This is a genomic window from Salinisphaera sp. LB1, assembly GCF_003177035.1.
In the GTDB taxonomy this organism is placed as follows: Bacteria; Pseudomonadota; Gammaproteobacteria; order Nevskiales; family Salinisphaeraceae; genus Salinisphaera.
The window spans coordinates 1933054-1957781 of record NZ_CP029488.1 but is presented as its reverse complement, the minus strand read 5'-3'; the positions used below and the strand labels follow the sequence as shown (position 1 = coordinate 1957781).

Below are 24728 nucleotides of genomic sequence, written 5' to 3'. Positions count from 1 at the left end.
TCGAATCACCAATACCGCGGCGCATTCGGCGAAGCGGCGCCCGGCTCGAAAGCGACACCTAAAAACGCGATGAATGGGGCTGACGCGCCGCGCACTAGCTCACATCCAACAACTTGTTGGCGGACTGCGCATCCCGGTCGGCCGAGGACAGCATCTTCATCTGCATGTCGAACTGGCGCGCGTCGCTGATCATGCCGACCATCGACTCGGTGGCCGAGACATTGCTGCCTTCCAGCGAACCCGACTCCACGCGCACCGTCCTGTCCGGCTGCAGCGGGCCGGCCGTGCCGCCGTTGGGCGATGCGGCCCGGAACAGCCCGTCGCCGCCGCGCTTCATGCCGTTATCCGGCGCCCCGACCAGCTTGAGCTGGCCGACCTGCGAGATCGTATTCGGTTGCTGCCCACCGCCCAGGGCGGAGATGGTGCCATCGTCGGCGATGGTGACCGTGGCATTGAGCGGCAACACGATCGGCTGGCCGTTTTTCGACAACACCGGGTGCCCGCCGCTGCGTAGGAGGCCGGTTGAATCGAGCTGCAGATTGCCGTCCCGGGTATAGGCCTCGCTGCCATCGCCGGCCTGTACCGCCAACCAGCCCGGCCCATTGACCGCCACGTCCAGGTTCCGGCCAGTATGCTCGATCGGGCCCTGCGACAGGTCCGCCCCGGGCGTGGTCTCTGCGGTAATCGCACGCGTGGGCAGCCCCGCGCCATTAACCGGGACCGCCCGATAGGCCGATATGGCCGCCTTGAACCCGGTGGTCGAGGCGTTTGCCAGATTATTGGCCACCACCGACTGGCGATCCAGAATCTGGCTTGCGCCGGACAATGCCGTATAGATCAATCGATCCATGGTGACGTCCTATACCGAGCCGCCGATCAGCCCAGCTGGACCGCAGTCTGCAGAATCTGGCTCTGCGCCTTGATGGTCTGCGCGTTGGCTTGGTAATCGCGCTGCGAAACAATCATGTTGACCAGCTGCTTCGACAGATCGACGTTGGAAGCCTCCAGCGTGCCGCCGCGCAGCGTGCCGAACTGGCCAGTGCCAGCCGTGCCCAGCGCGGGCTGGCCCGAACTTGCGGTCTCGGTCCAGGCGTTACCGGAGACCGGTTGCAGCCCGTTCTCGTTGCGGAAACTGGCCAAGGCAATCTGGGCCAGATTCATCGACTGGCCGTTGTCGTAGCTGCCGGTGACCATGCCATTGTTCTGGATCTTGATGCCCGTCAGCGCGCCCGAGGCATAGCCGTCCTGGGACGGGTTGCCGGCGGCGAACGACTGCGCCGTCTGCGTCGAACCCGCAAAATCGAACGTGAAGCTCATCGGCGACGAGCCATTCTGGGAATCGAGCGAATACGCCACTTGCGAATTACTGAGGCTGCTGGCCTTGGTGCCGCTGGTCGGCGTCGCACTGGCGAGATTGCCGGAGGAGTCGAAACTCAGCTGGGTCGCCGGCACACTCTGGGTATACGACACGGTACCGCCGGTGTAGGCGCCGCTGCTGCCGGTCGCGCCGGTCACATGCGCCGTGTAGTTATTCCCGGACGAGTCCGTATACGTGTACGTGCCGTTGCCATCCTGCGTCGGCGTATTGCCGGCGGCATTGGTAAAGCTCGACAGATTCATCGCAAAGCTGCTGCCCCCCGGCGGCGTCTGGCCGACCGAAGTCGCCACGTTGGCCGCCTGCCCGAGCGGCATCTGGCCGTTGACCTGCCACTGATTCGAGCCGGTCTTGGTGAAGTACATATTCACGCTGTGCGCGTTGCCGAGCGAGTCATAAACCGTGTTCGGCGTCGACCAGTCGTAGGTATTGGCGTTGGTGGGGTCGAAGGCGGCGCCCGACTTCACGGGGGAACTGGCGTCGAGCGCGGCCGACAGCGAGGCCTGCGTGGTCGCACGCGCGTTCAGCCCCTGCGTGGGCAGCTGGATCACCTGCGGATTGCCGCCGGCGTTGACCGAAGACGCTGTGTTCGGGTTATTGAAATTGGAGACGTTGTAACCGGTCAGCAACGCGCCGCTGCTGTTCGCCAGGTTGCCGTTCTTGGTCTGCTGGAACTGACCGTCGCGTGAATATTCGGTGGTGCCGTTGTGCGCCAGACGGAAGAAGCCGCCGCCGTCGATCGCCACGTCGAGATTGCGGCCGGTGTTCGTCAGCGAGCCGGCGGAGAAATCCTGCGCCGTACCGGCGACCGACACACCCAGACCGGTACGCGCGTTGGCGTAGATATCCGCGAACTGCGTGCTGGAAGACTTGTAGCCTGTGGTCTGTGAATTGGCGATGTTATTGCCAATGTTGCTCAGATCAGCCGATGCGGCCTGAAGACCGCTGACACCCTGCGTGAATCCCATTTCTCCACCCCTCGTAGTTTGGCTCGGACCGCTTCAGTATCGAGCGCGCCCGCGGTTTTCAATGACGCGAATAACGATCGTTTCGGACCGCTTTTCGCGCCGGATTCATAAAATCTGATAGACGTTGCTGAGGCCGACCAGGCCGCCCGGACCGAGATCGAGCTGCGGCCCGGACGCGCCCGAGACCACGCCGTCGACGTAGCCGGTGTCCAGCGCCCGCGCCTTGACGGCGCTGCCGTCGCTGCCGGTGGCCGATATGTTGACCGTGTATTTGCCCGGATCGACCTTGGCGCCGCTGGCATTCTTGCCGTCCCATTTAAACGACTGCACGCCCGCCGCCTGGTTGGCGTATTCGGATTTGTGCACGACGTTGCCGGCCGCGTCGGTGATGGTGATGCTCATCTTCTTGGCGTCGGAGGGCAGGTCCACGCCGAAGGCGGTCGCCGTGCCGTCGGCACCCACCTTCACCTCGTTGCCTGGCACCAGGACGTTGTGGCCGATCAGGGAACTCGCCTGCAGTTGCTGCGAGGTGTCGATCTGGCCGGTGATCTTGCCGAGCGTGTCATTGAGGTTGTTGATCCCGGTGACCGTGTTGATCTGGGCGATCTGTGACGTCACCTGCGAGTTGTCGGTCGGATTCATCGGATCCTGGTTCTTCATCTGCGCCACCAGAAGCGTCAGGAACCGATTGCTCAAATCCTGGCTGCCGGTCGACGCGGACGATCCGCCCGACGCAGTCGCAGTCGAGCCGGCGCTCGCCGCTGCCGCTGCCGCCTTCGAGCTCGCGTTGGCATACATGGATGTCAGGGGACTGGTTGCCATGGTCTCGACCTCTTATTGACCCAGCTTGAGTGTGCTGAGCGCCAGATTCTTGCCCGTGTTGAGCACGTTGACGTTGGCTTCATAGGAACGCGACGCCGAGATCATGTTGACCATCTCGTCGGTCGGGTTGACGTTGGGCATCTTGACGTAGCCCTTGTCGTCGGCCAGCGGACTATCCGGGCGATACTCCTTGCGGAACGGCGCCGGGTTGTCGGTCACGCCGGATACGGCCACACCGCCGATCTCCGATCCCGGGGCGGCCGCGACCTGAAACTGCACTTCCTTGCCGCGATAAGGCTGGCCGTCCGGCCCGGCCACGCTGTCAGCGTTGGCCATGTTGCTGGCGGCGACGTTCATGCGCTCGGACTGCGCGGTCAGCGCCGATCCGGCAATGCCGAAAATACTGTTGACTGCCATGTGCTCCCCCTACGATTGGCTGATGCGATCAGCTCGGCGCCATCGCCGACTTCAGACCCTTGATCTGACCGCCGAGAATCTGCAGATCGGCCCGGTAATGCAGCGAGTTGTCCATGAACTGGACGCGCTCGGCGTTCATGTCGACCGTGTTGCCATCCAGGCTCGGCTGGGTCGGGTTGCGATACGCCAGATCGACACCGCCGACGGTCGAAGTCGACGGCCCCTGCCCGGCGATATGCCCGGGCTCGGTGGTCGCCAGCGCCAACCCGCCCTGGCTCTGCGCCTGCATCTGCTGGCCGTCGACCGCATCATGCAGCGCCGCGGCGAAATCGAAATCGCGTGCCTTGTAGCCCGGCGTGTCGCTGTTGGCGATATTCGAGGCCAGAACCTTCTGACGCTCGGCGCGCAGATTCAGCGCCTGACTATAGAAATTCAGCGACTCGGTGAGTCGGTCGATCATCGCGTGCCCCTCATGCCTACGACGGGAGCCACTTTAAGCGCTCGCGCTGCTCGCCAATTGCGCGAAAAGCCCCCCGCTTTGTGCGCTAATCCGGCAATAGCCCCCCGGGCGCGACACCCTAGACTCGTCGCATGTCAATGAATCCAGTAATGGCTCGCGCGCGCGTCATCGCCCTTTCGCTGGCGGTGATCGTGCTGGGCGGGCCACTCGCCGCACAGGCGGGCGACGATCCGCTCGCCGCGCAGGTCCGCAATTTTCTACGCGCGGAGAACGCGGGCGTCGGCGATCACATCAGCGTGACAGTGAACACGCCCACCGCGCGCATGCCGGCCTGCCATGATCCGCAGCCGTTCCTGCCCGGTCAGGCATCGCGCACGACCGGCCGGATCACCGTAGGTGTGCGCTGCCCCGGCGATTCACCCGCGACACGCTACCTGCAGGCCGATGTGCGTGTGTACGGCCACTATTTCGTCGCCAGCCACGACATCGATTCCGGCGAGACCCTGACCGCGGGCGACCTGACGTCGCGCGAAGGCGACATCACGCGCGATCGCGACCGGCTGCCCGACAGCGAACAGGCGATCATCGGCCAGCAGGCGCGGCGCCGCATCGCCGAGTCCCAGACCATCGTGTCGAACATGCTCGAGGCCCCCGATGTCATCTCTCGCGGCGACAGTGTTAAAGTCGTTTCCAAAGGGCCGGGTTTCTCGATCAGCACGCACGGCAAGGCACTCGGCAATGCCGCCGCGGGTGGCAATGTTCGCGTGCGCACAGCCAACGGCACGATCGTATCCGGCACGCCGGACGGGCCGGGCGTGGTGATCGTGTCGCCGTAGGGGCCAGCGCGTCGCACTTCTAAAGTCGTGTTGCGAGCAGCCGTTATAATCCACAGCCACACGCCGACTGGCCTTGCCACCGAGGAAAATGCCGTGCCCATAGACCCGACACGTCAAAAGAGCATCAATCGCGTCAACACCGGCCAGAGTGCCGAATCCACCTCGGGCGCCCGACGCCCGGAGGGCGCACGCAGCGATGCGTCGGCCGCAAGCGCCGGATCGACCCACCTGAGCAAGCTCGATACGAGCAACCCCAGCCACGACATCAGCACCGCGCGCGTCGCCGAGATCCGCCAGGGCATCGCCGACGGTACGCTGACCTTCGACACCGGGCGCATCGCCGACGGCATTATCGCCAGTGCGCGCGAGCTCACGGGCCACAACTAGATCGCCAAGGACACGCCATGAGCCTTGCCGCCGAGTACGCCGCGCATCTCGCCCGCCAGGACGAAGCCGTACAGGCCTTTGTGGACCTGCTTCAGCGTGAACGCGACGCGCTGGCCGCGCAACCGGTTGCCTATCCCGCGCTCGCGCAGCTCACCGAAGCCAAGAGCCAGCAGGCCGAGGCGCTGGAATCGCTCGAGCGCGCGCGACGCGAGCTCGCCGATGCCGCGCGCGCCGACTCGGGCGTCACGGATGCCGAACTGGCCGCCCAACTCGGTTGCGGCGAGCTTTGGGCACGCATGAGCGCGCGCGTCGCCCAGGCGCGCAACCAGAACGCCATCAACGGCGTGGCCATCAACACCCGCCTCGATCATACCGAGGCCCGGCTGGACTTCCTCCGGCGCCATGCCTCCGGCTCACTGTATGCGGCCAACGGCCGTCGCAGTCCGTCGACCGGCGGCGGTCGCCTGCGCGGCGACGCCTGACAGGCGCCGCCGGGCGCCCATTGTCCCATCGCCGGGCCGGGCGCTATTCGAAATCCACCACCAGTTGGACGCGCCCCGCACGCATGACCGGGATCACAGGGCCGGTGCCCGGGGTTTCCAGAATGAGATGAAACGGCGTCGCCACGGGCAGGCCCGCGAACGCGTCGGACTGACCGCGCGCACTCGAGGCATCCACGCACCGTCCGGCCGCGCAAAGCCGGCCCTGCATGCGCGGATCGCCCAGCCGATCATAGCCATAACGCCAATGAACACGCCGTATCCCGCGCCCCGCCGTCGGCGTGGTCGCGCGCGGCGCCAGCGTCGGCGATACATAACGCTGTCCGCAATGGACGATGGCGGGCAGGTTCGCCTGTGCGACCCAGGACCCCGCAGCGATGACCGGCCACGCCGGGGCGAGCAGCGCGGCGCCGACGGCCAGCACGCAGGCCGTTCGATTCATCCGCCCTGCCCGATCACCTGCGATACCCGCAGCTGGCGGTCGTCGGGAATTTCGCTTTGCGACAAAACCACCAGGGAATCGATGCTGCGACGCAGGAAGCGCGCGAGCAGCGGACGCAACTCGTGCTTGACCACCAGCACCGGCGCAAGCCCGCGATCGGCCTGCCCGCGCGCGGCCTGGTCGGCCTGGTCGATCAACGTCTGGGCGAGCCCCGGCTCCATGCCGCCGCCATTGGCCAACGCCTGGGTCAGCATCTGTTCGAGCCGGCCGTCGAGCGCGATCACGTCGATCTGCCTGTCTGAGCCGAACCAGGATTCGACGATGGCTGCGCCGAGCGCCACGCGTACCGCGGCGGTCAGCTCGTCGCTGTCGGTGGTGTGTGCGCCGTGCACGGCCAGCGTGTCGAGAATCCGGCGCATGTCCCGGATCGAGACCTGTTCGGACAACAGATTACCCAGGATCGCAGTGAGCGTGGCCAGGCTGATCGGCTTGGGCACGACTTCGTCGACCAGATCCGGATAGTCCTTCTTCACACGCTCGAGCAACTGGCTCACCTCGGAGCGACCGAGCATGTCGGCGGCGTGGGTACTCAACAGATGATTGATATGCGTGGCGATCACGGTCGCGGCGTCGACCACCGTGTAGCCCTGCGCTTCGGCCTGATCGCGCTTGTTCGCCTCGATCCAGGTGGCCGGCAGGCCGAACGCCGGATCGCGCCCGGCCCGGCCTTCCAGTTCGCCGACCGCGCCGCCGGGGTCGATCGCAAGGAACTGGCCGACGAACGCCTCGCCGCGCCCGATTTCGACGTCGTTCAGCGTCACCCGGTAATCATGCGGGGCGAATTCGAGATTGTCGCGAATATGCACCACCGGCGGCAGGAAACCCACCTCGCCGGCGAACTTCTTGCGCACGCCCTTGATTCGACGCAACAGCTCACCGTCCTGTGCGGCATCCACCAGGCCGATCAGCCGATAGCCAACCTCGAGGCCGAGCGGATCGACCAACTGAACGTCATCCCAGCTGGCTTCCTGGGCCTCGGAACTGACCGCCGCCACCGGCGCCGTGCTCGCCGCTTCCGCCGCGCGCGCGTTTTCCTCGCGATGCAGCCACCAGCCCAGCCCGCCGAGCATGCTGGTAAACAACAGAAACACCATGTTCGGCATGCCGGGCACCAGTCCCAGCAAACCCAGCACGCCCGCCGCCAGGAATAGCACCTTGGGATTGTTGAACAACTGACCGATCAGCTGCTGGCCGACATCCTGCTCGCTGGCGACGCGCGACACGGTCACGCCGGCCGCGGTGGAGATGACCAGTGCCGGCACCTGGGCGACCAGGCCGTCACCGATGGTCAGGATGGTATAGGTCTTGGCCGCACCGGACACACTCATGCCGTGCTGGGCGATACCGACGATCAGCCCGCCGATCAGATTGATGCCCATGATCATGATGCCGGCGACGGCGTCGCCACGCACGAACTTGCTGGCGCCGTCCATCGAGCCATAGAAATCCGCCTCCATGGCGGTTTCCTCACGGCGGGCCTTGGCCGTTTCCTCGTTGATCAGACCGGCATTGAGATCGGCGTCGATCGCCATCTGCTTGCCGGGCAAGGCGTCGAGCGTAAAACGTGCGCCAACCTCGGCGATACGACCGGCGCCCTTGGTGATCACCATGAAGTTGATCACGATCAGAATCAGGAACACGATCAGGCCGACCGCGAGATTGCCGCCCACGAGGAATTCGCCGAACGACTCGATCACCTGTCCGGCCGCGCCCGGGCCTTCATGGCCGTTCATCAGCACCACACGCGTGGAGGCCACATTGAGCGAAAGCCGCAGCAATGTGGCGAACAGCAGCACCGCCGGGAAGGCGGCGAAATCCAGCGGCTTGGTGGTGAACATGGACACCAGCAGCACCATCACCGACAGCGCGATGTTGAACGTGAACAGCACGTCCAGCACGAATGGCGGCAGCGGCAGGATCATCATGGCCATGATCATGATGATCAGCAGCGGCCCGGCCAGCATCTTGTAATAGCCGGGCTGATCGAGGCCAGTGCGGCCGAGCCAGGCAGTGAGCGTGTTCATGATGTCGAGTCCTGTCCCGCGGGCACCGCCAACTCGGGCGGCACGTCGATATCGCGCGGCGTTTCGGGTGCCGGAGCGCCGTCGCGGCGCGCCCGGTCGAGCTGATAGACCCAGGCAAGCACTTCGGCGACCGCCGTGTACAACGCCGCCGGTATTTCGGTGTTCAGGTCGGCGTGGCGATACAGCGCCCGCGCCAGCGGCGGCGCGGCCAGCCGCGGAATACGGTGTTCGGCCGCCAGGTCACGAATACGGGCGGCGACTTCGTCGGCCCCCTTGGCCACCACCCGCGGCGCGCCCATCTGCTCGCCGTCGTAGGCCAGCGCGACGGCGTAATGGCTGGGGTTGGTCACGACCACATCGGCCTCGGGCACGGCGGCCATCATGCGGCTGCGCGCCATGCGTTGCTGCTGCTCGCGCACGCGGGCCTTGATCTGCGGATCGCCCTCGTTCTCCTTGTGCTCGTCCTTGATTTCCTTGAGGCTCATGCGAAGCTTCTTGTGGTGGCTCCAGATCTGGAACGGCACGTCGATCGCCACCACCACCACGAACACCAGCACCATCAGCGCACAGCAGAAAATTACCAGGCGCAGGGCGTGCATGATGGCGGTCCCCGGATCCTGACCCGCCAGACCGATCAGTTCGCCGAGGTGGGCATAGATGAAGCCGGCAGCGACCGAGCCGATCAGCACCGACTTGGCGATCGCCTTGCCCAGTTCCGCGGCGGCATTGGACGAGAACACCCGCCCCAGCCCCTTGACCGGATTGAGCCGGTTGACATCGACCTTGATCGACTTGGCCGAAATCATCCAGCCGCCGAGCAGATTCGGAGCCACCAGGGCCATCACCAGCAGCACCCCGAGCAGTGGCGCGATCCCGCGGGCAATCGTGAACAGCTGCCCGACGACTTGCGACATCATGCGCGCCTGCTCGTGGGCGACACCGGGGCCGAAAGTAAACCCGGTCCGCCCGACCGTAAGCACCGCCTGGACGAACCAGCCGGACGTCAGCCACAAACCGGCGATGCCGGTGGCCAGCAACAGGAACGTGGTGAGCTCGCGCGAACGCGCAACCTGACCTTCCTCGCGCGCCTTGTCCAGGCGTTGCGGGGTCGGGTCTTCTGTTTTTTCCTCGTCGCTGTCTTCGGCCATCGCCCGGCGCCCCCAACACCCGCGCGTGCGGCGTTTCGTTCGAGCGTTTCAAACGAATCGGCCCCACAACCACGCGGCGATTATGCGGGGCTAACCGCAGTGGCCAGGCGGCGAAATGCGCGCGCTAATGCGCGCTTATCGGCCGATACGGCCGCGCTCGAGCCGGACGGCTCTTGCAAGGCACCGCCCGCCGGCCCGGGTTCAGAACCCGAGTTCTTCGAGCAGATCGTCGACTTGCGCCTGATCGGTGACCACATCGGCTTTACCGTCGGCCTTGATCTGTGGCCCGTTGAGCAGGCCGTCATCGGCCTCGGATTCGCGACGGCCGCGGTATTCGGCGGCCTCGGGCATGTGCTCGACCAGCACCTCGACCAGCTGGCTTTCGATGCGTCGAATTACCCCGATCAGCTTGCCGACCACCTGACCGGTCAGGTCCTGGAAATCCTGCGCCATCATGATTTCGTGCAGCTGGGCGTTGGTAACTCGCGTCTGCTCGGGCAGCTCGCGCAGGTAGCCGCGCGTGTCGGCGACCAGCTCGCGGGCGTCGGCCAGGTCGATCGGGGCATCGAACCAGGTGTCCCAGCGCGCCGACAGCGCGTTCGCGTTCTCGGCCAGCTGCTCCTGGACCGGCTGCGCGACCTCGATCGCCGACAGCGCGCGCTCGGCAGCGGCTTCGGTCGTCTCGGCGATGTAGCTCAACCGGTCGCGGGCATCCGGGATCGCCTCGGCGGCTTTCTCGACCTCCTTGTCCAGACCCAGCTCGCGCATGCTGTCGTGCAGCGCACGCGTGAGATGGCCGATGCGGTCGATGAGTTCGCCGTTTTGATCCCCGGCAGCGGCCGGATTCGGACTTTGCTTGTGACTCATGGCTCCCCCCTTGGCGCCGTCAGCGTATCGTGCGCAGATGTTACAGGCCGTGCTTTTCGAAGATCTTGTTCATCTTCTCTTCCAGCGTGGCCGCCGTGAACGGCTTGACCACATAGCCGCTGGCGCCGGCCTGGGCCGCCGCAACGATGTTCTCTTTCTTCGCTTCCGCGGTAACCATCAGCACGGGCAGGTCCTTGAGCCCATCATCGGCGCGAATCTTCTTGAGCATATCCAGACCGTTGAGATTGGGCATGTTCCAGTCCGAGATCACGAACTGGATGTGTCCGCCCGCGAGCTTGCCGAGCGCCTCGTTGCCGTCCTCGGCCTCTTCGATGTTGTGGTAGCCCAGTTCCTTGAGCAGATTGCGCACGATGCGGCGCATGGTCGAGAAATCGTCGACCACCAGAAATTGCAGATCGGCAGCAGCCATGAATGTATCTCCTTCTAATAAGCGGTTGTTCGAGCGCGACGGCTTTAGATACGGACGGCGCCGCCGGCTTCGGCGACCCGCGCCAGGGCCTTCGCGCCGATTTCGTCGAGCGGTAATTCGTAGGTGGCACCGCCCCGGGCCACGGCCTCGGCCGGCATGCCGTAAACCACCGATGTGGCCTGATCCTGGGCGATAGTGGTGGCCCCGGCTTCGCGCATGGCCACCATGCCATCGGCGCCATCCGCGCCCATGCCGGTCAGCAGCACACCCACGGCATTGGCTCCGGCGTACCGCGCCACCGAGTGGAACAGCACATCCACCGAAGGGCGATGACGGTTGACCGGCCCACTCGGGTCGAGCTCGATCGTGTAGTTGGCGCCACTGCGGGCCAGTTTCATGTGCGTCTCGCCGCCGGGGGCGATATACACATGCCCGGGCAACACACGCTGACCGTGGCTGGCTTCCGCCACGGCCAGGGCGCACAGCGAATCCAGTCGGTGCGCGAACGACGCCGTGAACCCGGCCGGCATGTGCTGGGTGACCAGAATGGCCGGCGCATTCGCCGGCATCGGCTCCAGCAGCCGGCGCAGCGCCTCCGTGCCGCCGGTCGAGGCACCCACGGCGATCAGCTTTTCACTGGATATGGCGGGCGTCGTCAATCGCGCGGGAGGCGCCGCAGTGGTCGAACGCGCGGCCGGCCGCGATCGGGCCGCCGCGCGCAGCTTGTACACCAGGTCCGCGGCCGCGCTGGCCAGGCCGTCGCGAATGTTGACCTTCGGCTTGGCGACGAAATCGACTGCGCCCAGCTCGAGTGCCTGCAGCGTGATCTGCGATCCCCGTTCGGTGAGCGACGACACCATCACCACCGGCATCGGCCGCAGCCGCATGAGTTTTTCCAGGAAATCCAGCCCGTCCATGCGCGGCATCTCGACATCGAGCGTGAGCACATCGGGATTATGGCGTTTGATCAACTCGCGCGCGGCATAGGGATCGGGCGCGGTCGCAACCATCTCCATGCCGGGGGCTTCGTCGACGATGGCGGTGAGCAGCTGGCGCATCAGCGCCGAATCGTCGACCGCCAGGACCTTGATCGGTGCATTCATGCGGAGCTCCCGGCCACGACCGGAGCGGCGGCCTCGGCGACGCGGCGCTCACGCTCGGCCAGCGCCGACTCGACCACCCGCAGGCGGCGCACACGCGCCCGGCCGGTGCCGGCCGCATACTGGACCTGGCGCGGCCAGCCGCCGCCGAGATCCTCCGCGAGGATGGGAATACGGGCACGAGCCAGGTAGTCGCGCACGAAATCGGCATTGGCATCGCCGATGCGGGCCGTGCGCATGTCGGCCAGCACGTTGGCACCACCAAAGACCTTGGCCTCGAGTCTTTCGCGCCGCGCCCCATGGGCCAGCAAAGCGTCGATCAGCCGGTTCATGGCATAGCCGCCGTAAACCATGCTGCGAATTCGGGCACTCTCGGCGCCGTCCAGATCCGGCAGCATGAAGTGGTTCATGCCCGCCACGCCCGCGGCTGCATCGCGCAGGCAGGCGGCCACGCAAGAACCCAGCACAGTCGTGAGCACGAACGGTTGGTCCGTGACGTAGAACTCCTTCGGCAACAACTTGATATGTACTTCGCCATGCACGTCGACATAGCGACGGCTGGCGAATGCCGGATCCGCACGGCACGCTTCGGCGCCCGCACTCATCGCCGGCCCCCGCGAAGCTGGTAGACCGTCTGACTGCGCAGTACGAACGGATTGTCGAAGTAGCTGAAGTTCTCGGAATGGCCGGCGAACAGGAGCCCGTCTGGCTTGATCAGCTCGGCGAAGTGCTGCAGCACTCGCTGCTGCGTGGGTTTGTCGAAATAGATCATGAGATTACGGCAGAAGATGGCGTCGAACGGCCCTTCGACCGGCCACTGCGCGGCAGCCAGATTGAGCGGCGCGAAGCGCACGCGGGAGCGCAGTCGCGGCGCAACGCGCGCCAGCCCGGCGCGCACACCCGTACCGCGCAGGAAGAACCGTTTACGTCGTTCCTCGCTGAGTTTTTCCACCGTGGCCAACGGATAGATCCCGGCACGGGCATCGGCCAGCGCGCGCGTGTCGATATCGGTCGCGAGGATCTCGGCCCGCTCGGCTGCCGGGCCGAGCGCTTCGTCGAGGGTGATCGCAATCGACCAGGGTTCTTCACCGGTAGAGGCGGCACAGCACCAGACCGAGATCGGCCCCGAACGGCGCGCGACGTGCTCGGCCAGCAACGGGAAATGATGCGCCTCGCGGAAAAACGATGTCAGGTTGGTGGTCAGCGCATTGGTGAAGTGTTCCCACTCCGGGTGCGCCGGATCGGCCTCCAGCGGATCGAGATAGGCGGAGAAATGCCGCACCCCGGCCAGGCGCACGCGCTTGGCAAGCCGACTGTAAGCCATCTCGCGCTTGCGGTCGGATAGCGCGATGCCCGCCCGCTCGCCGATCATGCGCCGAAGGCGTGTGAAATCGGCCTCGGTGAAGATCAGGTCGCGCATGGGCGCTTCCGGGGCCGCGGGTTCGCGGGGTTGTTCGATGACGTCGGACACTCTCGGGGGGATCTCCCAATGGCGGCGGCCGGGGCCGCCTATGCGGTCGCCGCGTCGAGCGTGTCGACCAGCGCCATCTCGCGGCTGGTCATCATCGCCTCGACATCGATCAGGATCAGCATGCGTTCCTCGATGCTGGCCAGTCCCTGCAGGTAGGCCGTGTTCATCTGACCGCCGAATTCCGGCGCCGGCTTGATCTGTTCGGCCGACAGGCCGATCACATCGGAGACGGAATCGACGACGATGCCGACCACGCGCTCGCCGATATTGAGCACGATCACCACCGTATGTTCGGTGTAGTCGGCTTCCCCGAGCGCGAATTTGATACGCAGGTCCACAATCGGCACGATCTCGCCACGCAGGTTGGTCACCCCCTTGATGAAGTCGGGGACGTTGGCGATGCGGGTCACATTGGAATAACCGCGGATTTCCTGCACCTTGAGGATATCGACGGCGTATTCCTCACCGCCCAGGGTGAAAACCAGCACTTCGCGCTGATCGGTTTCGGTCACGGCAATCGTTTCACTCATGGCTGACGCTCTCTGCGGGCACGTTGTTGTCGGCGGGCGACTGCGACGACGAACGGGCCGGACGCGGCGCGCCGGCCATTCGCGACAGGGCCGTGGCATCAAGAATCAGCGCCACGCTGCCATCGCCCAGGATAGTGGCCGCCGAGATGCCGGCGACCTTGCGGAAATGGGTTTCGAGGTTCTTCACCACGACCTGCTGCTCGCCGATCAGCTCGTCCACGAACAGACCGAAACGTCGGGATTCGCTGGACACCACGACGACGATGCCGCGATCGAGCCGGGTCTGCGCGCCTTCGACGTCGAACGCCCGATGCAGCGCCACCAGGGGGAGATATTCGCCGCGAACCTCGATCACATGATGACCTGCGGTGACCGTGCGCACGGCGGATTCGTCGATGCGCATGGATTCGAGAATGGCACCGAGCGCGAGGATGAACACCTCGTCGCCCACGCGGACGGCCATGCCGTCCATGATCGCCAGTGTCAGCGGCAGGATCACCCGCACCGTGGTGCCCACGCCCTGCTGCGAACGCAGATCGACGTGCCCGCCGAGCTGGGCGATGTTGCGCTTGACGACATCCATGCCAACGCCGCGGCCGGAGACATCGCTGACTTGCTCGGCGGTCGAGAAACCGGCCGCGAAGATCAGCTGCCACACCTCTTCGTCGGGCATGTCGTCGCTCACGGCCAGGCCGTTGCTGCGCGCCTTGGCCAGGATACGCTCGCGCGACAGCCCGGCACCGTCGTCACCGATTTCGATGACGACGTTGCCGCCCTGATGACGGGCCGACAGGGTCAACTGCCCGGCCGCGGGCTTGCCCGCGGCCTCGCGGGTCGCCGCATCCTCGATGCCATGATCGAGGCTGTTGCGCACCAGATGCGTCATCGGGTCCATGATCCGTTCGATCAGGCCCTTGTCGAGTTCGGTCGCGCCACCGCGTGTTTCCAGATTCACGTCCTTGCCGAGCTTGGCGCTCAGGTCGCGGACCAGACGTGGGAAGCGATTGAAGGCGAAGTCCATCGGCACCATGCGCACCGACATCACCGATTCCTGAAGGTCGCGCGCATTGCGTGCGAGCTGCCCCATGCCTTCCGACAGCCCCTCGCCGTGCTCGCGGTCGAGTTCGCCGACCGCGCGTTCGAGCATGGACTGGGTGATCACCAGCTCACCGACCAGGTTGATGATCTGATCGATCTTGTCCGTGGGCACGCGGACCGACGTCGACTCCGACCCGGATCGCTCGCGCGGCCGCTCACCGGACGCGGCCTGTGCTGCGGGCGCAGGCTTCGACGGCGTGGGTTTCGACGGCGACACACCGGCCGCTGTCTGGTCTGTCTTGTCGGTTGACGGGCCTTCACCCGGGCTCGCCTCAGGCTTCGACTCGGCCGCCGCGGGCGCATCGGCGGTCAACGATTCGACGTGAATCTGATTGGCATCGAGCTGGAACGCCAGCACCGCGGCGATATCCTCGGCCGGCTGGTCGCTGACCAGATCGAGGCTCAGCCTTTCGCCGTCCGCATGTTGCGCGACGATTTCCCCGAACAGGCCGACTTCCTCGACCAGGCCGGGCCGATCTTCCGGCGTCACGCCGTCCAGGATAACGCGCAGCCGCGCGCCGTCGCCGGCCGCCTGCGCTGGCCCGGCCGGCTCGATCCGAATCTGATCCTCGTCCACGATGAAGCAGAGTACGGCCGAAATATCGGCGGTGGCAGCCGATGTGGTCAGCTCAAGCGTGAGCGCCTCGGCCTCATCGCGACGATCGGTCACGGCGCCGAACAACGCCAATTCCTCGGCCAGGGCGTCCGCATCGCCGGCACCGATGCCGGTGACGCGGATGCTCAGGCAGCGCTCGCCCGTATCGACCTGCGCAGAATCCGCCGGGGCGCCGGTTCCCGGCTCGGCCGAGATCGGAGACGGGGACGCGCCCTCCGCCAGTTGCTGCAGCACACGGCAAATGCGATCGGCGGCCTCGGCATCCGGGGATTGACCTTCACGATAAGACTCGACCTGACCTTTGAGCACGTCACCTGCCTCCAACAGAATATCCACCGCCGCCCGATCCAGCGTGAGTTCGCCGTTGCGGGCCCGGTCGAGCAGGTTTTCCATGCGATGCGTGGTGTCCTGCAATGCCTCGAAGCCGAACGTGCCGGCCCCGCCCTTGATCGAATGCGCCGCGCGGAAGATGGCATCCAGATGATCGCGGTCCGGCGCGTCGGTATCCAGCTCGATGAGCAGACGCTCCATGTCCTCGAGCAGCTCGCCCGCCTCTTCGAAGAAGGTGTCGTAGAAATCGCTGACGTCCATACGGTTTATTCTTTGGTCGCGCTGTGCGGGGTCCGGCAATTGCGTCCGGCTACCCTGAAATATCGTTCGGAACGCGCGGAACTTTAGGCGTGACCCAGCCCAATATGACTCCCAGCTGCATATCCGCCGGCGCCACCTTGCCCGCGCTGCCCTGTGGCGGGCGAATCGGCACGGTACGGGTTTCGACGCTGCGGCCGGACGCCTCGATGCGGCGCTGGGCCCGATCGTTGAGCAGCAGAATGCTGATCCGCCGGTTGAGGGGGGAACCCGGCTTGTTGCCCTCGACATCGTCGGTATCGGCCGCACCGATCACACGCAGCAACTTGGTCGGCGCCATGCCGCCGGCTACCAGCGCTCGGCGGGCGGCGTTGGCCCGATCCGCCGACAGTTCCCAGTTGCTGTAAGCGCTCGGCCCGCTCGCATAGGCCAGATCGTCGGTATGCCCGGTCAGCGTGATTTTGTTGTCGACTGTCGACAGGGTCGGCGCGATACGCTCGAGTAGCTGCTTGATGTCGGGCTCGAGCCGGGCACTGCCCAGCTTGAACATCGGCCGGCGCTTGGAATCGAAGATCTGGATCCGCAGGCCGTCCGGCACCATCTCAATCTTGAGTTGAGAGGACATGCGATTGAGCTTGGGGTCCTGCTCGATCTGGGCCTGGAGCCGCGCCCGCAGGCGGTCTAGCCGTCGATTATCGGCATGATAGTTGGTCGCGCGTGGCGTGGTGCGCGCCACCTCGCCATCGGAATGCACCGGATTGTCGCCGCCACCGGGAATCGCGCTGTTGCTGGCCGAGGCTTTATCACCACCCACCAGCGCCACCTTGAGCGGCGTGCGAAAATATTTACTCACGCTCTTCATCTGTGGTGAGCTCAGCCCCGACAGCAGCCACATGACCAGGAAAAACGCCATCAGCGCGGTCATGAAATCAGCGTAGGCGATCTTCCAGGTGCCGTGCGGCACATGGCGCTGATGGCGCTTGCGCCGAATGACAATCGGTCGACGGGCGCTATCGTCACTCACGGGTTCTGCCGCGCGCCCTCGGCACGGACTTCACGCACATGATTCTCCAGCTCGGAGAATGCCGGCCGCTCGGCCGAGAACAGTGCCTTGCGACCGAACTCGATGGCGAGCGGCGGCGGGTAACCGTTGAGGTGCGCCAGCAGCGTGACCTTGACCGTCTGCAGCACCTTCACCACGTCATCGATCTGGGTTCGCACGCGCGCCGCCAGCGGCGAGACGAAACCGTAGGCGAGCAGAATACCGAGAAAAGTCCCCACCATGGCGTGCGCGATCAACGGGCCGATGCCGGATGGCGACAACGATGCCGCGCCCAACGCATGCACTACGCCCATCACCGCAGCCACAATGCCGAAAGCCGGTAACGAATCGCCCATCGCCGACAAACCATGGGCCGGCACCTCGGCTTCCTGCTGGAAGGTCTCGATCTCGTGATCCATGAGGGCCTCGATCTCGAAGGCATCCATGTTGCCGCTAATCATCAGCCGCATGTAATCGGCGATGAAGTTGATGATCAACGGATCGGCCAACAGGGTTGGATAGTTGGCGAACAATTCACTGCTCGCCGGATCCTCGATATCGGCCTCGAGCGCCATCATGCCCTGCTGGCGCGCCTTGGCCATAAGCAGATACAACAGGGTCATCAGATCGAGACAGACGGCTTTGCTGTAGCGATGCCCGCGCAACAGCTTGGGAAAAACGCGGATCATGGCGGACACCCCCTTGCCATTGGTCGACGCCAGGAACGCCCCAATGCCGGCGCCGAAAATGATCATGAACTCGGCCGGCTGAAACAGGACACCCATATAGCCGCCGCCCAGGAGATACCCGCCCAGCACAGAGACAATGACAACGATATAGCCGGCTACGACAAGCACTTGGCGACCCCTCGCGATCGGGCATGATCACGTTTGACGACTGTTTAGGCGTAGAGCCCTTAACGGCGGCCCGGGCGAGAACTTGAACGCGGCAAGCCTGCCACGAAACCGCCAGTAGGCGATGCGGACAAAGACCGACGCCGGCCTCGCGAGAAGCTCACAAGCGAGGGCGGCCTCGCGCGGCGCCAGCCAAGGGCCGTGGCTCGCCGCGGCGGCAACCTCATGGACGATTCCACCCGCCGCCGCAATGCGCCCCGGTAGCCGGGACCGCGACGCTGCCTGCATCCTCGGCCTCGCCCCGAAACAAGCCGGCGGGTTTACCCAGCTAGTGCATCAGTCGGGCCGCCGCTTTACTGCGCGCCTTCTTGCGTGTCTTGCCGGCCCGGGACGGCGGCTGGCAGATCCCGCAGACAAAATCCTGATCGAGACTGAGCGCATGATTGACGAAACTACCGTGGCAACGCTGGCAGGTCGACAACCTCATCATGTCGCTTTCGAAGAAACGCACCAGCATCCAGGCCCGGGTCAGGCCGAGCACCGGCTTGCCGTCGTCGCCAAGCGGCACCTGATCCAGATACAGCCGATATGCGCTTACGACGGACTGCATCCGGTCGCGGTCGGGATGGCCCGACAGCGACAAATAGATGTTGTAGAACAGCGACGAATGAATGTTCGGCAACCAGGTCACGTACCAGTCGGTCGAGAACGGCAGCATGCCCTTGGGCGGCGATTCGCCGTGAATCTCCTTGTACAGATTGATCAACCGGCGCCGGCTGATATCGGTTTCGGTCTGCAGCACCTGCAGCCGCGCACCCAGTTTGATCATCTCGATCGCGAGACTGATCTGGCGTCCCTCGTCGATGACGCTTTTTTCGGTCATGTGGTCCCCCCCCGGGACTTGCACCAAACACGGACGGGCCCGACCACGGGCCGGCCCGATCAACCCTGGCCGTCGGCCTTCCGCGTTTCCTGTGACGTCTCGCCGTCGTCGTTGCGATCCGCGGCGCGCCGCGGAGCCTGGCGACGCCCCCCGGCTTCGGCACGGCGCTCGTCCTGGCGCCGCTCGACGCCGCCCGGCGGCCCTTGATCGTGACTACGCCGCTCGCCCTGGCGCCGCTCGCCCTGTCGCCGATCGTTGGCGGCGCGGCGCTCGTTGCTGCCGAGCAGGATCGCGGCGTGCACCTGGCGCATGCTGTCGTCGCCGGTGGCCCGGATGAGCGAATGCAACTGGTCGGCATCATGCAGTGAGAAATGACAGAGCAGCTGATTGCAACGGGCCAGGCGCGCCAGCTCCGACACGGGTATGCGACTGAGCAGATCCGCCATTTCGTCGTCGATCTTGAGACGAAACATGGCGGCTTCGCGATCCGTGTTGATCAAGCGCTGCATGAGCAACAGGTAGGACAGATTGACTTCGCGGATATCGTCGAGCAGATGATCGGTTTGCAATTGGCACCTCGTGCTTCGGCATTGCTCCCCCCTATCGCAATCGACAGGTAGGCAAGCCCCCCCCCTTTAAGTGTGACGGGATAACCGATGTCTGTGTCAGGAAGGTTACGCGCCGTTCACTTTGCGCGTACGAGAGCGACAGCGAAAGCATACCCCGTTCACGCATAATCAAGTTATGGCAAACAACAAAGCAAGGTCAAAACCGTTCGTCAGAAAATTCGACAAGAAATGCTTTTTTACGATTAGCCTGCCGTACTGTTCGCGAGCGCCGCTTGTTCCAGTTCGTACACCCATGCCAGCAGTTCCGCGACTGCGACATACAGCGATGGCGGGATATGCGCATCCAGATCGACCTGCGCCAAAAGGCGAACGAGATCGGGCTCGGCGTGCACCTGCAGGCCATGCTCGCGGGCACGGACAATGATGGCATCCGCGATGTCCCCATAGCCCTTGGCGACCACCCGCGGGGCCGCCTCGTGGCTGTCGTAACGCAGCGCCACGGCGTGCCGGCGCTCATCGCCATCGTCCGCCGGAGGGCCTGAGCGCTCTCGGCTCATGCGCCCGGCTCGGTTACGAGGCGAACGGATGGGGCGCCGAATCCGGCCTGGCGCAGACGCCGGCGCAACCTCGCCATATCGGCGGCCATCAGCCGGCGCCCGGCGCCATCCTCGGCCCAGGCCGCCACGCTGATATGATCCCCCGCCACCTGCAATCTTGCCTCGACGGCGCCGAGCCCGGGCAGATCCAGCGACAGCGCCGTAGTGACGGGCAAGCTACCCTCCGGCTCACCCGCCGCCGGGCCGTCGGACTCCGGCTCGATCGACCATCGCATGGGTGCCCCGGCCCAAGCCTCGCCCTGCCATTGAAACACCCCCCCGGCCAGTAGTTCGATTTGCTGACGAACCAGCGTGGCCAGCCGTGGATCGATCGACGCCGCGTTCGCGTTGGCTTGCGGGCTTTCGGGGGCCGGCGCGCCTTGGGGATCGGCCTGCGCGGTCGTGCTCTGCTGGCTCGAGCCTGCCCCCGGCCGCGCCTGGGACTCCGCCTCCAGGCGTGCCCGGGGAAACCGCCCCCGCACCCAGGCAGCAAGATGCGACTCGTAGAACAGGCCGCTACTCGTGACCTGCTGGGCCAGCAGGGCGGCCAGATCCGAAGGTCTTGGCGCACCGGCCGCCAGCGGTTGCGCCCGCGTGACCGGCAACGGCTCGTGGCCGATCGTCACCTCGCCCAGCAATCGCGCGAGCGCGCCGCCGCCACGCGACAGATGCAGTTGTGCAGACGGTTGACGACCGCCACCGCTGGCGATCGCGCGGGCGATATCGCGTGCACTGGGCTTTTCAGCGTCGGGGGCATGACTGCGGGCGCGCGGGGCGGACGCGCCGCGCACCGAGGCGGCACTGCTGTCGCGTCCCGGATAGGCTATGGCGCCCCGTGGCGCCAGCGGCGACATGTCGCCACTGACCGGGCGCAGGGCCGATAGCGGACCATGCGCCGCACGCGCGCCGATGCGGGCCACATCCCCGGCCCGCCCCGACACCTGGGGCAGCAGGGTATCCAGAATCGGCGTGATGGTGCCCAAGTGACGGCCCGGCTATGCCCGCCCCTGCGTCTCGTAGGCGCGCGCCGCGTTCCAGCGTTGCCGCGAATCGGCCATATCCCGGCTAAGCTCGGACATACGACGATCCAGGCATTCGCGGACCTCGGCCTCGGCAATACGGATCTCGCCGATCAGATCGATTTTCCGGTCATTGGCGCCGGCCGAGAGCGTCACCTTGTGCTCGGCGTCTGCCAACGCTTCCATGGCCCCGACGTAGGCGGCCTGAAGTTCGAGAAGGCGATCCCAGTCGCCGGCGCGCGCATAGTGCTGCATCATCCGGCTGTAGTCGCGAATCATCTCATAGCGATCAAGGATATCGCCGTCATGGCCCACTCCCGTGGTCACTCGCTGCGCCATATCATGATCCTCAGCCGATCTGCTTCCAGGCGGAGGCGATATCGTCCAGCAGGCGCTCGACCTCGGCGATCGCCTCCCCGTCACCCCGGAGATTAGCCTGCATCAAGCGGCGAATCATGTAGTCGTAAAGTGCGTCGAGCCGTTCGGCCAGCTCCCCGCCGCGCTCCATGTCGAGCGCGTCGCGCAGCCCCCGTTCGATGATATCGATCGCCCTGGACAATGCCAGGCCGCGCGCCGGCACATCGCCGGCGGCCAGCGCGAACCCGGCCTTGCGCAGCGCAGCCTGGGCACCGTCGAACAGCATCACGATCAACTGATGCGGCGACGCGCTCATCGCGCCACTGGTCAGGCCGACGTTGGCGTACGCCTGCGCGGATTTTTGCGTATTCATGGACAGCCACTCTTGCGGGTCGGTAGCAGCCGCTCAGATCAGCCCTTCGATGACGAAGACGACGGGTTGAGCTGGGACAACTGGGTGGTCAGATAAGATTTAGTAGAATTCAGGCTCGACATCAGCGAATCGAGCTGGACGAACTGTTGTTGATAACGCGCGACCGTCGCATCGATGGTCTTCTGCATGTCAGTCATGCTTTTTTTCACGTCGTCGATGCTGTTCTGTACGCCCTTGCTGGCACTGCTGAGCAGGCCATTTTTATCGGTCATGTTGCCGATCGCAGTGGAGAGCATGCCGGCCACCCCGTCGGTCGTCGCCGTCTTGCTCGGATCGCCCGAGAACAGCTGGGCCACGCCGTGCGGGTCGCTGGCAAGGGCCGTGTCGAGCTTGTTCTCGTTATCGATCTTGAGCGTGCCGTCGGTCTGCAGCGAAATGCCGAGATCGCTGAGCGTCGACAGGCTACCACCGCTTACCGGCGTATTGAGCACCTTGTTGACCTGCGACTCCACCGACCGGACGGTGGAATCACCCAGCAACACACCATTGTTCGACGGACTCGATCCGTTGAAGGCGGTCAGCGAGCTGACCTTGCCCTGGTAGCTGTTGTAGGCCGACACGAAATTCTTGATTGCGCCCTTGATGGTGTTGTTGTCGCGCGTGGTGGTGACCTGATCGGGACTGGTCGTGGTCGCGTTGAGGTTGAGCGTCACGCCCTGAATAGCGTCATTCACCGTGTTGCTGCTACGGCTGATGGCAATACCGTTAACCGATAACTTGGCGTCCTGTGCCGCGACCGTTTGCGTCATGACGTTGCCGGTCGAGTTGCTGCTGTTATAGCTGAGCAGATTCGCCAATGGCGTGCCGCTCGCCCCGCTCGCATCCGTGGCCGAGACCGTGATCTGGTTGGCCGTACCGCTGGCGTCGGACGACAGCACCAAACGATACGGCGTGGCGCTGCCATCGTTGATGATCGAAGCGGAAACGCCGGCATTGGCGTTATTGATGGCATCGCGGATATCCGCCAGCGAACTCTTGCCGTTCGCAAGATCGATCTTGACCGGGCTGTTGCTGCCGGTGGTGATGGAAATCGTACCGCCGGCGCCGATGTTGGCGGTCTTGTCGGCGACCGGCGACGCCACCAGCGACTGCGCCTGGGCCAACTGCGAGACCGACACATTGTAACTGCCGGGCACTGCGCTCGTACTGCTGCTGGCCGTGACCGCGCTGCCGGCCACATCGACCTTGGTCGAATTATAAAGACTCGGGTCGTTGAGCTTGTCGGCCGCGCCCTGAAGATTCTTGACCGCACTCGTCAGCGTGCCGTACGCCGACAGCTGCGACTTATAGCTGGCCTCCCGCGTTTGCAGCGGTTGCAGACGGGTCTGCTCGGAGGACTTGAGACCGTCCAGCAGGGAGCTCAGATTGAGGCCCGAACCTACGCCCAGCGAGGAAAGCGTCGGAGTATAAGAACTTGAGGACATGGTCAGCGACTCCTTGTCGGCATCGGCGATACTGCCGGCACCATCCACGTGTTGTTGGCTGTATCGGCGCCCCGGGGTCGAACTTTAGGGCGAGGAAACCATGTTCCGGAGCCTGGCTCAGGAACCGTCCGAGGACAAATGGCGCCCCCCGGTTTCCGGCTTTTGCCCGGGCGGACACCGGGTGCCCGCGCTGGACAGGGTGGTGCCGTGCGCGCCGCGGCAGACGTGATGCCCGGCGGGCCTGCCGTCGTAGCCCGGCAGGCGATAGCCATCGGGCCGATAATTGCTCGGCCAGTGCTCGAGCTCCGGCCGGACATCGATCCCGATCTGCGGATAGTAGGGCAAATACGGGGCCCCGCGGGCCGGACCACCCGAGGCCGGCCCATGCCGCAGGTCGCGACCGGCGTGGCGCGGCGGCGACGACTCGCCGGCGCTGGCGGTCAACGCCCACGCTGCCAGTGCCAGTCCGCAGACCAGGCGAGGCAGCCAGCGACACTTTGCATGCTTTCCATCCATCACCGCACCTATCGACTGATTCGCCGCAGACTTGAAACCGGGGTGTTCAATTATCGTCCCGGTCGGGCGTGTCCTTGCGCCGCGCACGCCAGCGCGCCATCGATTCGCGGCGCCGCGCAGTGGTGGACGGCGCAAACAGCCCGGAAACCCCGCGTCCGACCGTTCGATTCAGCCCGCGCAGCCGCCGGTAGATGCCCTCGCCCGCGGGCCAGCCCAGCCGGCCGGCGAGCGAGCGATGTGCGCTTTCCACGCCGTGCGCGCCGGTCTCGACCGCGCGCTCCACCTCACGCTGACGCCGCCGGAAACGCCCGCGCGCGGCTTCGAGTGCCAGCGCCTCCCCATGCAACCCGCGCAGACGCCGCAGGCCGGACTCGGCCCGATCAAGACGCCGCTCAACCTGTCCGCTGCGCCAGGCCAGGGCCGACAGCACAACCGCAAGCCCGAGCAGTAGAACAAGGACGAGGACAATCATGGCCGTTCAGGCGCCGCTCGGATGAAACACGCTGACCTCGGCCGCCACTGCCCGCTCGTCGAGGACCTGTTTCACCTGGGCGGCGGCCTCGGCGTAGACACGCCGCCGGATCAGACGCGGCGCGACGCCGGCGAGCGCGCCTGCCCAGCGCGAGCGTTCGCGCGCCAGGGCCATCGGCGCGGTCAGCTCGATCACGATGCGGCTGCCGCCGATCTCGGCCATGAGGCTGTCGAATTCGCGATCCTCGATCTCCAGATCGCGGCCCAGCCGCGCGATCTCGGCCTCGAGTGCCGCCACCCGTTGCCGGATCCGCTCGAGCCGCATGGCCATGAAACCCACAACGCCCAACGTGGCGAGCACCAGGGCGAAAAGCCAGAACATGTTCTTCACCCGACCTTGTCAATGCACGCTGTCAGTGTGCGTC

30 protein-coding genes are annotated in these 24728 nt (G+C 65.4%); 3 read left to right on the top strand and 27 right to left on the bottom strand.

The window, feature by feature from the left end; genetic code table 11:
* Positions 1 to 94: 94 nt before the first annotated feature.
* From flgF to flgB, 5 genes are all read right to left on the bottom strand, one after another.
* Positions 95 to 850: a flagellar basal-body rod protein FlgF gene (gene flgF / locus SALB1_RS08880; protein WP_109993533.1), complete on the bottom strand. Its 756-nt coding sequence runs from the start codon at positions 848 to 850 to the stop codon at positions 95 to 97.
* A 26-nt stretch (positions 851 to 876) separates the two neighbouring features.
* On the bottom strand, positions 877 to 2343 hold the full coding sequence (locus SALB1_RS08875; protein ID WP_109993532.1) for a flagellar hook-basal body complex protein: 1467 nt from the start codon (positions 2341 to 2343) through the stop codon (positions 877 to 879).
* 105 nt (positions 2344 to 2448) lie between these two features.
* Positions 2449 to 3165: a flagellar hook assembly protein FlgD gene (locus SALB1_RS08870; protein ID WP_222843064.1), complete on the bottom strand. Its 717-nt coding sequence runs from the start codon at positions 3163 to 3165 to the stop codon at positions 2449 to 2451.
* Between the two features lie 12 nt (positions 3166 to 3177).
* Positions 3178 to 3582 carry a flagellar basal body rod protein FlgC gene (flgC, locus tag SALB1_RS08865; protein WP_109993530.1) on the bottom strand — a complete coding sequence of 135 codons (405 nt, stop codon included), beginning with the start codon at positions 3580 to 3582 and terminating at the stop codon, positions 3178 to 3180.
* Positions 3583 to 3610: 28 nt separating this feature from the next.
* Positions 3611 to 4042, bottom strand: a complete 432-nt coding sequence (flgB, locus tag SALB1_RS08860; RefSeq protein ID WP_109993529.1) for a flagellar basal body rod protein FlgB — start codon at positions 4040 to 4042, stop codon at positions 3611 to 3613.
* Between the two features lie 149 nt (positions 4043 to 4191).
* Here flgB and flgA point away from each other — a divergent pair, with 149 nt between their 5' ends.
* The 3 genes from flgA to SALB1_RS08845 all read left to right on the top strand — a co-directional run bounded on the left by flgA (position 4192) and on the right by SALB1_RS08845 (position 5747).
* Complete coding sequence (flgA, locus tag SALB1_RS08855; RefSeq protein WP_158590690.1) at positions 4192 to 4878, top strand: flagellar basal body P-ring formation chaperone FlgA; 687 nt, start codon at positions 4192 to 4194, stop codon at positions 4876 to 4878.
* Between the two features lie 93 nt (positions 4879 to 4971).
* On the top strand, positions 4972 to 5265 hold the full coding sequence (gene flgM, locus SALB1_RS08850) for a flagellar biosynthesis anti-sigma factor FlgM (protein WP_109993527.1): 294 nt from the start codon (positions 4972 to 4974) through the stop codon (positions 5263 to 5265).
* A 17-nt stretch (positions 5266 to 5282) separates the two neighbouring features.
* Positions 5283 to 5747: a flagella synthesis protein FlgN gene (locus SALB1_RS08845; protein WP_109993526.1), complete on the top strand. Its 465-nt coding sequence runs from the start codon at positions 5283 to 5285 to the stop codon at positions 5745 to 5747.
* Positions 5748 to 5790: 43 nt separating this feature from the next.
* Here SALB1_RS08845 and SALB1_RS08840 read toward each other — a convergent pair whose 3' ends face one another.
* From SALB1_RS08840 to SALB1_RS08735, 22 genes are all read right to left on the bottom strand, one after another.
* Positions 5791 to 6207: a flagellar protein FlhE gene (locus SALB1_RS08840; RefSeq protein WP_109993525.1), complete on the bottom strand. Its 417-nt coding sequence runs from the start codon at positions 6205 to 6207 to the stop codon at positions 5791 to 5793.
* Entirely contained in the window at positions 6204 to 8291 is a 2088-nt protein-coding gene (flhA, locus tag SALB1_RS08835; protein ID WP_109993524.1) for a flagellar biosynthesis protein FlhA, read from the bottom strand. Before flhA ends, SALB1_RS08840 begins: the two co-directional genes overlap by 4 nt.
* Complete coding sequence (flhB, locus tag SALB1_RS08830) at positions 8288 to 9439, bottom strand: flagellar biosynthesis protein FlhB (protein ID WP_109993523.1); 1152 nt, start codon at positions 9437 to 9439, stop codon at positions 8288 to 8290. The genes flhA and flhB overlap by 4 nt, the downstream gene beginning before the upstream one ends.
* Positions 9440 to 9640: 201 nt before the next feature.
* Positions 9641 to 10306: a protein phosphatase CheZ gene (gene cheZ / locus SALB1_RS08825; RefSeq protein WP_109993522.1), complete on the bottom strand. Its 666-nt coding sequence runs from the start codon at positions 10304 to 10306 to the stop codon at positions 9641 to 9643.
* A 40-nt stretch (positions 10307 to 10346) separates the two neighbouring features.
* A complete protein-coding gene (gene cheY / locus SALB1_RS08820) occupies positions 10347 to 10736 on the bottom strand; it encodes a chemotaxis response regulator CheY (protein ID WP_109993521.1) in 390 nt (129 codons plus the stop codon).
* A gap of 44 nt (positions 10737 to 10780) precedes the next feature.
* A complete protein-coding gene (locus SALB1_RS08815) occupies positions 10781 to 11839 on the bottom strand; it encodes a chemotaxis response regulator protein-glutamate methylesterase (RefSeq protein ID WP_109993520.1) in 1059 nt (352 codons plus the stop codon).
* Positions 11836 to 12441 carry a chemoreceptor glutamine deamidase CheD gene (locus tag SALB1_RS08810; protein ID WP_109993519.1) on the bottom strand — a complete coding sequence of 202 codons (606 nt, stop codon included), beginning with the start codon at positions 12439 to 12441 and terminating at the stop codon, positions 11836 to 11838. Before SALB1_RS08810 ends, SALB1_RS08815 begins: the two co-directional genes overlap by 4 nt.
* On the bottom strand, positions 12438 to 13256 hold the full coding sequence (locus SALB1_RS08805; protein WP_109993518.1) for a CheR family methyltransferase: 819 nt from the start codon (positions 13254 to 13256) through the stop codon (positions 12438 to 12440). The genes SALB1_RS08810 and SALB1_RS08805 overlap by 4 nt, the downstream gene beginning before the upstream one ends.
* Before the next feature lie 89 nt (positions 13257 to 13345).
* Complete coding sequence (locus SALB1_RS08800) at positions 13346 to 13837, bottom strand: chemotaxis protein CheW (protein WP_109993517.1); 492 nt, start codon at positions 13835 to 13837, stop codon at positions 13346 to 13348.
* Positions 13830 to 16142, bottom strand: a complete 2313-nt coding sequence (locus SALB1_RS08795; protein ID WP_109993516.1) for a chemotaxis protein CheW — start codon at positions 16140 to 16142, stop codon at positions 13830 to 13832. Before SALB1_RS08795 ends, SALB1_RS08800 begins: the two co-directional genes overlap by 8 nt.
* Positions 16143 to 16191: 49 nt before the next feature.
* On the bottom strand, positions 16192 to 17163 hold the full coding sequence (gene motB, locus SALB1_RS08790) for a flagellar motor protein MotB (RefSeq protein WP_109993515.1): 972 nt from the start codon (positions 17161 to 17163) through the stop codon (positions 16192 to 16194).
* The gene (motA, locus tag SALB1_RS08785; protein ID WP_109993514.1) at positions 17160 to 18038 is read right to left on the bottom strand and encodes a flagellar motor stator protein MotA; all 879 of its coding nucleotides are present in this window, start codon (positions 18036 to 18038) and stop codon (positions 17160 to 17162) included. Before motA ends, motB begins: the two co-directional genes overlap by 4 nt.
* A gap of 325 nt (positions 18039 to 18363) precedes the next feature.
* A complete protein-coding gene (flhC, locus tag SALB1_RS08780; protein WP_109993513.1) occupies positions 18364 to 18918 on the bottom strand; it encodes a flagellar transcriptional regulator FlhC in 555 nt (184 codons plus the stop codon).
* Positions 18919 to 18977: 59 nt separating this feature from the next.
* Entirely contained in the window at positions 18978 to 19487 is a 510-nt protein-coding gene (gene flhD, locus SALB1_RS08775; protein ID WP_109993512.1) for a flagellar transcriptional regulator FlhD, read from the bottom strand.
* Positions 19488 to 19729: 242 nt separating this feature from the next.
* The gene (locus tag SALB1_RS08770; RefSeq protein WP_109993511.1) at positions 19730 to 20044 is read right to left on the bottom strand and encodes an EscU/YscU/HrcU family type III secretion system export apparatus switch protein; all 315 of its coding nucleotides are present in this window, start codon (positions 20042 to 20044) and stop codon (positions 19730 to 19732) included.
* Complete coding sequence (locus SALB1_RS08765) at positions 20041 to 21066, bottom strand: flagellar hook-length control protein FliK (protein ID WP_109993510.1); 1026 nt, start codon at positions 21064 to 21066, stop codon at positions 20041 to 20043. The genes SALB1_RS08770 and SALB1_RS08765 overlap by 4 nt, the downstream gene beginning before the upstream one ends.
* A 12-nt stretch (positions 21067 to 21078) precedes the next feature.
* A complete protein-coding gene (locus SALB1_RS08760; protein ID WP_109993509.1) occupies positions 21079 to 21441 on the bottom strand; it encodes a flagellar protein FliT in 363 nt (120 codons plus the stop codon).
* Positions 21442 to 21451: 10 nt separating this feature from the next.
* Complete coding sequence (gene fliS / locus SALB1_RS08755) at positions 21452 to 21832, bottom strand: flagellar export chaperone FliS (RefSeq protein WP_109993508.1); 381 nt, start codon at positions 21830 to 21832, stop codon at positions 21452 to 21454.
* A gap of 38 nt (positions 21833 to 21870) precedes the next feature.
* A complete protein-coding gene (fliD, locus tag SALB1_RS08750) occupies positions 21871 to 23316 on the bottom strand; it encodes a flagellar filament capping protein FliD (protein ID WP_109995355.1) in 1446 nt (481 codons plus the stop codon).
* A 117-nt stretch (positions 23317 to 23433) separates the two neighbouring features.
* A complete protein-coding gene (locus tag SALB1_RS08745) occupies positions 23434 to 23832 on the bottom strand; it encodes a hypothetical protein (RefSeq protein WP_109993507.1) in 399 nt (132 codons plus the stop codon).
* Between the two features lie 46 nt (positions 23833 to 23878).
* Positions 23879 to 24304, bottom strand: coding sequence for a hypothetical protein (locus SALB1_RS08740; protein ID WP_109993506.1), 426 nt, complete (start codon positions 24302 to 24304; stop codon positions 23879 to 23881).
* A gap of 6 nt (positions 24305 to 24310) precedes the next feature.
* Positions 24311 to 24685 carry a hypothetical protein gene (locus SALB1_RS08735; RefSeq protein ID WP_109993505.1) on the bottom strand — a complete coding sequence of 125 codons (375 nt, stop codon included), beginning with the start codon at positions 24683 to 24685 and terminating at the stop codon, positions 24311 to 24313.
* Between the last annotated feature and the right edge of the window lie 43 nt (positions 24686 to 24728).